Genomic DNA, 8,458 nt, shown 5'->3' with positions numbered 1-8,458 from the left:
AAATCGGCCCGGACAACAGAATCCGCAGGAACGCGCGTACTCATATACACCAGCATCCCCCCACACCCCCCGACCGGCGAATCAAACACCGCACGCCCCCGCACACCCCGTCGTCCGCCGCCGCGCGCGGCACACTGGAGGGACGGACGCGGAAGACGGGACCGGTCTGCCGTGGAGGGCCGTGCGCATCGGGACGGCCGCCACGCAACTCCGGCCGCGGCGCCTGGTGTTCGCGGAGTCCGGGCCGCCCGCCGCGTACCGCACCGACCGGCCGGTCCGCTGAGGCACCGTCCGTGGGAGCTGCCATGAGTTCGACCGCGATCGCAGACTACGCACTGATCTCCGACCGGCATTCCGCCGCGCTGGTGAGCCGGGACGGCTCCGTGGACTGGTTGTGCTTCCCCCGGTTCGACAGCCCCTCGGTCTTCGCGCGGCTGCTGGACGGCGCGGCCGGTCACTGGTCGGTCCGGCCGTCGGTCCCGTACGAGACGACGCGGCACTACGTGGACCGGTCCATGGTCCTGGAGACCACCTTCCGCACGACGTCGGGGACGGTCACCCTCACGGACGCGCTGCTGACCGGCCCGCACGGCGACGGGCACAGCCTGGGCGCCGGCGCACCACGCCTGCTGGCCCGCCGGCTGACCTGCACCGAGGGCGAGGTGCCCGTGGAGACGGAGTACCGCCCGCGCCCCGAGTACGGGCTCGTGGCACCGATCCTGTCGGGGACCGCGGGCGGGGTCACGTCGCGGGGAGGCGCCGAGTGGCTGGTGCTGACCACTCCGCACCGCATGGACTTCGCCGACGCCACGGCCCACGGCGCCTTCACCCTGCGGGCCGGCGAGTCCGTCTGCCTCGGTCTGCAGCGTTCGACGATCGAGGAGCCCCCGGCCCACGTCTGGACGCAGGAGGACCTCTCCGGCCGCCTGGACTCCACGATCGCGGCGTGGCAGTCGTGGTCGGACATGCACCAGGCGTACGACGGGCCCTGGCGTGATCTGGTGCACCACAGCGGCCGGGTGCTGCAGGCCCTCTCGTTCCAGCCCAGCGGCGCCATCATCGCGGCCGCGACCACCTCGCTGCCGGAGGGCGTGGGCGGGGAGCGCAACTGGGACTACCGCTACACCTGGGTCAGGGACGCCTGTCTGACGATGGAGGCGCTGTGGGTGGCGGCCTGCCCCGACGAGGCGCACGACTTCTTCGCCTTCCTGGCGACCGCCGCGCCGTCGCTGGGCGCGGACCGCACGCTGCAGATCATGTTCGGCGTGGGCGGCGAACACGACCTGAGCGAGCGTACCCTCCCCCACCTGCGGGGATGGCGGGACAGCCGGCCGGTGCGGGTGGGCAACGGCGCGTGGTGCCAGCAGCAGATCGACGTCTACGGGGAACTCCTCGACGCCGCGTACCGTCTCGCGGACCAGCTGGACCGGATCGACGACGACACCCGGCGCTTCCTCGTCGCCTGCGCGGACGCGGCGGCGGAGCGCTGGACCGAGAAGGACCAGGGCATCTGGGAGGTCCGGGGCGAGCCCCGCCACTTCCTGTACTCGAAGGTCATGTGCTGGACGGCGCTCGACCGGGCCGTCAGGCTCGCCGACCGGCTGGGTGCGTCCCGCGCGAAGGCCGCACGGTGGCGCAGGACCCGGGACGAGATCCACCGGACGGTGCTGCGCGAGGGCTGGAGCGAGGAGGCGGGCGCCTTCACGCAGTACTACGGCTCGACGGCCCTCGACGCGTCGAACCTGATGATGCCGATCGTCGGTTTCCTGCCCGCCGACGACCCGCGGGTGCGCGCCACCATCGACGCCACCGAGCGGGGGCTCACCGACGACGCGGGGCTGGTCTACCGGTACCGCACCGAGGAGACGGTGGACGGTCTCGCCGGGGAGGAGGGCACCTTCCTGCTGTGCACCTTCTGGCTGGCCCAGGCGCTGGCCCTGGCGGGGCAGTCCGAGCGGGCCAGCGACGTCTTCGCCCGGGCGGCGGCGTACGTCAACGACGTGGGTCTGCTGGCGGAGGAGATCGACCCGGTCACGGGTGAACTGCTGGGCAACTTCCCGCAGGCGTTCAGCCACATCGGTCTGGTCAACGCCGCATGGGCGATCAGTGAGGCCCGGCAGTCCATCGCCGCATGATGATCCGTCAGATGCGTTGCGGCGGCGCCGAGTCCGTCGGGGAGTGCGGGAGCGGAGGATACGAAGCGGGCCCGGGGCCGTTTCATCGGGGGCCACTCCGGGACCCCGGGCCGCTGATTCCATCAGACACCCGCCGGCGCGTTCCTGCGAGCCGGACTGACCCACCCGGGCCCAACCGGAGGGCGTACCGGGCGGTATGACGGGGCGTCCGGAACGTGCTCGGCGCCCGCCGGGCGACGCCTTTCGCCGGCGGTGTGCGGCAGGCGGCAGGCGGCAGGCGGCAGGCGGCAGGCACACGATCGGCGCCGGCCGGGAAGGGGGCCAGGCCGGCGCCGGATCGGAGCGGGGCCGTTCTCCTGCTCCGCGGACTCCCTGGGGGCCGGACCGCTCGTCGGTCCCCGTGGATTCCCTGGGCAGGTCTCCCGCGCCTGGTGCAACCGTGAACCGGACCCCGTCATTCCCCGTCCGGTCCGGGGACCGGACGGCGCCGCTCCCAGTCGCCGGCGAGGAGGCCGAACAGCAGGTCGTCGGTCCATTCCCCCTTGATCCAGCTGTGCGCCGGACGGCGGCCCTCGAGCCGGAACCCCACCCGTTCCAGCAGTCGCGCCGATGCGGTGTTGCGGGCGTCGCACTCGGCGGACACGCGGTGCAGACCCCGCCCGGTGAAGAGCCGGTCCAGCAGCGCGGTGACGGCCTCGGTGGCGTAGCCGTGGCCCTGGTGCGCGCGGCCGAGCGTGAAGCCGAGGTCGGCCTGCATCCGGTTGGTGTGCAGGCACACCCCGATGTCGCCGATCAGCTCGCCGGTGGCGGCTAGCTCCACGGCGTACTGGAACCAGCCGGGCTCCTCCGGATCCGCCGCGGCGAACCCCTCGACGAGGTCCGCGGCCTCCTTCGGGGACACCGGTGCGCTCCAGCCCTGGTAGCGGGCGACGGCGGGGTCGGAACGGTAGGCGGCCAGGTCCGGTGCGTCGTCGGGGCGGAAGCGGCGGAGGCGGAGCCGGGGGGTCTGCGGGAACATGCCCGCGATGCTCTCATGGGGCGTCACGCCGTGCGGCTCCCCGTCCGGTGAGCCCCGTCCGTTGCGCTGGTGCTCACCCGTCACAGGCACGATGCTGGTCAGTGGATGGCCCGGCCGAGCCCGGTTCCCCCGCGGCAGTGGGGGAAAGAACCTAGCGAGGGCGAGATGACAGCCATGGAGCCACTTCCCACCGCCGCAGGTGGACAGCCGGAGTCCCGGGGCGCCGACGGCGGTACCGCCTACACCGCCTCCGCCACGCTCGACGACCACGGGGTCGTCACCGGCTGGAGCGCCCAGGCCCACCATCTGCTCGGCCACACGCCCGCCGAGATCATCGGCCATCCCGCCACGCTGCTGCTCGCCGGACCCCCGCCGCGAACGCCGCCGCCCTCCGCGCCGCGCTGGGCGGGGACCCTCGCGCTCCGGCACCGCGACGGACACACCCTGCGTCTGCGGTTGCTGGCCCACCACCACGACACCGCGGGCGGGGACGACGCCGGCGCAGGGCCCGGGCACAACGGCGGCGGCCAGGGCGAGGGCGGCTGGCTCGTCGTCGCGGCGGTACCCGCCTCCTCCGGAGACCCGCCGGCACATGACGCCCTCCGCGGCCGGGCGTTCACGCAGTCACCCTGCCCCCAGGCCGTCTTCGACTCCGGTCTGCGGCTGACGCGCGCCAACGCAGCCTTCGAGCACGTCCTCGGCCTGCGCGAGGCCGAGATGCGCGGGCTGCGGCTGCCCGACCTCGCCCCGGGTGACACGGCCCGCCAGGCGGAGACCCGCATGCGGGGCGTACTGACCAGCGGCCGCACCCAGCACGCCCCCGCGCCCTTCCCCGCGGACGGCCGGGCCGCCACCGGAAGCGACAGGGGCCCGGACACCACGTCCCGGGAATCCGGCCCGCACCAGGGGACCGGCGCGACGGACGGCACGGCGGAAGGCGCCGACGGGGTACACGCCCTGCGGGCGACGCTCACCCCGCTCGCCGACCCGGCGGGGGCGGTGCGCGGGGTGGTGCTGACCACCCACCCGGCCTCCGAGGACCCCGAGGCCCGGCGGCGTTCGCATCTCCTGCACGAGGCGGCCATCCGCATCGGCACGACGCTCGACACCACCCGCACCGCGCAGGAGCTCACCGACCTGGTGGTGCCCGGGCTCGCCGACTACGCCGCCGTCGACCTGATCGAGCCGTCCGCCGGCCCGGAGGCGGCGGGCCGGGACGGTCCGTTGACCGTGACCCGCACCGCCGCCAGGTCCATACTGCCGGGCACGCCCGAGGCCCTGATCGCCCTCGGCGACACCGCCGCCTATCCCCCGGGTTCCCCTCCCGCGCAGACGCTGGCCACCGGCAAGGCCGCGCTCTACGACATCACCGAGGCGACCCTCGCCCGCTGGGCCGCCCAGGACCCGCGGGCCGCGTGGATCCGCGAGGCCGGCACCCACTCGGTCATCGCGATCCCCCTCACCGCCGGCGGCGGCACCCTGGGGCTGGCGGTCTTCGTCCGGCACCGCAACCCCGTGCCCTTCACCCCCGACGACCTGGCGCTCACCGAGAAGCTCGCCCACCGGGCGGCCGCCGCGATCCACAACGCCCGCCGCTACGCCCGCGAGCGCACGACGACGATGACCCTGCAGCGCAGCCTTCTGCCGCACACCCTCCCCGAGCAGGCCGCCCTGGACGTCGCCACGCGCTACCTCCCCGCGACGACGCACGCTGGGGTGGGCGGCGACTGGTTCGACGTGATCCCCCTGTCCGGGACCCGGGTCGCCCTGGTGGTCGGCGACGTCGTCGGGCACGGCATCCGCGCCTCGGCCACCATGGGGCGGCTGCGCACCGCGGTGCGGACCCTCGCCGACGTCGACCTCCCGCCGGACGAACTCCTCACCCACCTCGACGACCTGGTGATCCACCTCTGCTCCGACGACGCCGGGGAGGGCCAGGACGCGGAGACCGCGGGCGGGATCGGCACCACGTGCCTGTACGCGGTGTACGACCCCACCACGCGCCAGTGCAGCTTCGCCCGCGCGGGGCACCCCCCGCCCGCCGTGGTGACCCCCGACCACGCCGTCCACTTCCTGGACGTCCCCGCCGGTCCCCCGCTGGGCCTGGGCGGGCTCCCGTTCGAGACGATGACCACGAACCTCCCCGAGGGCACGGTCCTCGCGCTCTACACCAACGGGCTGCTGGATCCGCACCACCACGACATCGACCAGTCCCTGGACAAGATGTTCACGGCCCTCGCGCACCCGGCCGGGTCCCTCGACGCGGTCTGCGACCGGGTCCTGACCACCCTCATCACGCACCGTCCGACGGACGACATCGCGCTGCTCGTCGCCCGGACCCGCACGCTCCCGGCGGACCACATCGCGACCTGGCAGCTGCCCAGCGACCCCGCCACCGTCGCGCAGGCCCGCCACCACACGACGACGCAGCTCACCGCGTGGGGGCTGGAGGAGACCTCGTTCACCACCGAACTCCTCGTCAGCGAACTGGTCACCAACGCCATCCGTTACGGCAAGCCGCCGATCCAGCTGCGCCTGATCCACAACAACACGGCGCTCATCACCGAGGTCACCGACACGAGCAACACCACCCCGCACCTGCGCCGTGCCCGTACGTACGACGAGGGCGGGCGCGGTCTGCTCCTCGTGGCACAGCTCGCCCAGCAGTGGGGCACCCGCCACCATCCCCGCGGCAAGACGATCTGGACCGAACAGGCCCTGGCGGCCGCGTGACGCGGCACGCCTGACCGGCATACCCCCACCCCGTATTCCCGCATGGCTTCCACACGCCTTGGCTCATACCCCCTAGGGGTATATGTTGATGCCGCGTGCACACCCGGCGCGCGCCCTCGGTCACGGCACCCACGGAGCACCCTTGAACACCGGAACGAAGATCACCGCGTTCGCCGTCGTCCTGGCGGCCTCGTTCGGCACCGCCTACGGCGTGGGCGCGGCCTTCGACCCGGTCCGCACGCCCGCGGCCGGCGCGAACGCAACGGAGGCGGCACACGCGCACGACACCGCCGCCGCGGACGAAGCCGACAGCACCGACGACAGCGCGTCGGCCGTGCGTCCCGCGGGCGGCCTGGCGATCACCGACGCGGGCTACACCCTCGACCTGCTCACGCCGCATGTCGGCGCCGGCCGCCCGGCCCGCCTGCGTTTCCTCATACGCGACCCCGACGGCCGGCCGCTCACCTCGTACCGGCGCGCCCACGAGAAGGAGCTGCACCTGATCCTGGCCTCGCGCGACCTGACCGGCTACCGCCATCTGCATCCGGTCCGCGCCGCCGACGGCACGTGGAGCACCTCGGTCGATCTCCCCCGCGCCGGGGACTACCGGGTCTTCGCCGACTTCACCCCCGCCGCGAAGGGCAGCCGCAACGTCACGCTCGGCGCGGACCTCCCGGTGGCCGGGGAGTACCGGCCTTCCGGCCCGGCGCCGGCCTCACGGACGGCGACCGTGGACGGCTACACCGTCACGCTCGACGGGGCCCTGCGGCCCGGCGCCGAGCAGGAGCTCCGTCTGACGGTGGCCAAGGACGGCCGCGAGGTCACGGACCTGCAGCCGTACCTCGGCGCGTACGGCCACCTCGTCGCACTGCGTGCCGGCGACCTGGCGTACCTGCACGTGCACCCGGGCGGCGCCCCGGGCGACGGCCGCACCGTGCCCGGGCCGGAGGTCTCCTTCTCCGCCACGGCCCCGAGCCCGGGCACGTACCGGCTCTTCCTCGACTTCAAGCACAAGGGGACGGTCCGCACCGCCGCCTTCACGGTCACGGCCGGTCCGGGTGACGCTCACGCCGACGAGGACGGCGGCGGCACCGCGGGCCACGGCCACTGACGACGGGAGCGGTCCACGGACGGAGCTCCCGGGCGGACGGCTCAGGCGGAGCGGCGCCGCAGACGGCGGGCGCCCAGGACGACTCCCGTGCCGGCGACCAGCACGCCCCCGGCGACGCCGGCGAGAGCGGTGAGGCCGGGCCCGCGCTCCGCCGACCCGGTGTCCGCCAGCTCGGCGCGGCCGGTCCCGGCGGCGGAGGCGGCCTGGAGGATCAGGTCGGTGACGACGTCCGGCCGCGCGATCAGGGACACGTGGCAGGTGTCGACCTCCACGGTGTGCGAGTGTGCGCGCTTGGCCTGGAAGCGCTCCTGGTCCGGGTTGATCGTCATGTCCTGACGGCCGACGAGGGCCCAGGACGGGATGGTCTTCCAGGCGGCGACCTTGGCCTTCTCCGAGAAGGCGGTCGTGGCCGCGGGCCGCTGGGTGATCGCCAGCAGGTTCGCCCGGCTCTCCGACAGGCAGGCGGCGAAGACCGGGTGCACCTTGTCGTGCTTGAGGTAGAGGTCGGTACCGCTGACACCGCCGCCCGCGCTGTACGGCACGGACTTGGTGGCCGTGCCCAGGGCGCTGGGGAACCGCTCGGACAGCGACATCCCGCTCTCGCCGACGTCGGGCATCAGGGCCGAGACGTACACCAGCGACTTCACATGGGGGTTGCCGGCCGCGGCCGAGCTGATCACCGCGCCGCCGTAGGAGTGACCGGCCAGGACGATGGGGCCCTTGACGCTCTTCAACACGGAGGCGATGTAGGCGGAGTCGCTGTACAGCCCGCGCAGCGGGTTGGCCGGTGCGATGACGGGGTAGCCGCGCGCCTCCAGCCGTTCGATCACCCCGTCCCAGCTGGAGGCGTCCGCGAAGGCCCCGTGGATCAGGACGACCGTCGGTTTCGTCCCGGTCGTGTCCCCGTCCGCGGCGGCGGGGGCCGCGACGGACGCGCACAGGGCCAGGGCGCAGCCGGCCGCGGCGACGTCGGCGCGGCGTATGCGACGCCGCGAGCGGGAATCCAGAGTTGCCGCCATGCCGTATCTCGCTTTCCTCGATGCTCAGGGCGGAGGCCCTACGGCACCTGAGTGTTCACGGCGCGACGGCGACAGGCCCGGCGCGTGTGCCGACCGGGTCACACGCATGGGCCGTCGGGGTGAAATCCGCCCCGCGGGGGTGTGACACCGGCGGGCGCCCCGTACGGGGCGGACCGCGGGGCGCCGGGAACGGTTCGTCCGGCCGACCGGCGGCAGGGCCGGAGCGGTGTGCGCGACCAGGCAGGCGGCCGGCGGGCCGACGAGGTCGCCACCCGGGTCACGGCCGTTCGCGTCGGACGGCGACGGCCGCACCCGGGGCGGCGGTACGGGGGATGCGGCCCGCCGGGCTCACCGTTCGGCCGCGCCCCAAGCGGGGTGCACGACCGCACCGGCGCCGGGCGGCATTCGAGAGCCGCCTCGCCCACTTGCCCGGAAGCGGATC

General features: G+C 74.3%; 5 protein-coding genes. 3 read left to right on the top strand and 2 right to left on the bottom strand.

The features are described from left to right. Nucleotides 1-305 precede the first annotated feature (305 nt). Nucleotides 306-2,135 carry a glycoside hydrolase family 15 protein gene (locus ACFW3D_RS30945; protein ID WP_500509677.1) on the top strand — a complete coding sequence of 610 codons (1,830 nt, stop codon included), beginning with the start codon at nucleotides 306-308 and terminating at the stop codon, nucleotides 2,133-2,135. A 454-nt stretch (nucleotides 2,136-2,589) separates the two neighbouring features. Here ACFW3D_RS30945 and ACFW3D_RS30940 read toward each other — a convergent pair whose 3' ends face one another. Further along, a complete protein-coding gene (locus ACFW3D_RS30940) occupies nucleotides 2,590-3,180 on the bottom strand; it encodes a GNAT family N-acetyltransferase (RefSeq protein WP_500509675.1) in 591 nt (196 codons plus the stop codon). A 147-nt stretch (nucleotides 3,181-3,327) separates the two neighbouring features. Between ACFW3D_RS30940 and ACFW3D_RS30935 the strand changes: the two genes are divergently transcribed. Continuing rightward, nucleotides 3,328-5,886, top strand: a complete 2,559-nt coding sequence (locus tag ACFW3D_RS30935; RefSeq protein WP_500509672.1) for a SpoIIE family protein phosphatase — start codon at nucleotides 3,328-3,330, stop codon at nucleotides 5,884-5,886. A gap of 142 nt (nucleotides 5,887-6,028) precedes the next feature. After that, nucleotides 6,029-6,997, top strand: a complete 969-nt coding sequence (locus ACFW3D_RS30930) for a DUF8832 domain-containing protein (RefSeq protein ID WP_500509670.1) — start codon at nucleotides 6,029-6,031, stop codon at nucleotides 6,995-6,997. A gap of 41 nt (nucleotides 6,998-7,038) precedes the next feature. Here the strand turns inward: ACFW3D_RS30930 and ACFW3D_RS30925 are convergent, their stop codons facing one another. Beyond that, nucleotides 7,039-8,016, bottom strand: a complete 978-nt coding sequence (locus ACFW3D_RS30925; RefSeq protein ID WP_500509668.1) for an alpha/beta fold hydrolase — start codon at nucleotides 8,014-8,016, stop codon at nucleotides 7,039-7,041. Between the last annotated feature and the right edge of the window lie 442 nt (nucleotides 8,017-8,458).

The sequence above is a fragment of the Streptomyces sp. NPDC058864 genome, from assembly GCF_042742985.1.
In the GTDB taxonomy this organism is placed as follows: Bacteria; Actinomycetota; Actinomycetes; order Streptomycetales; family Streptomycetaceae; genus Actinacidiphila.
Note: the sequence above shows the minus strand (reverse complement) of the source record. Positions and strands in the feature narration are given on the sequence as shown.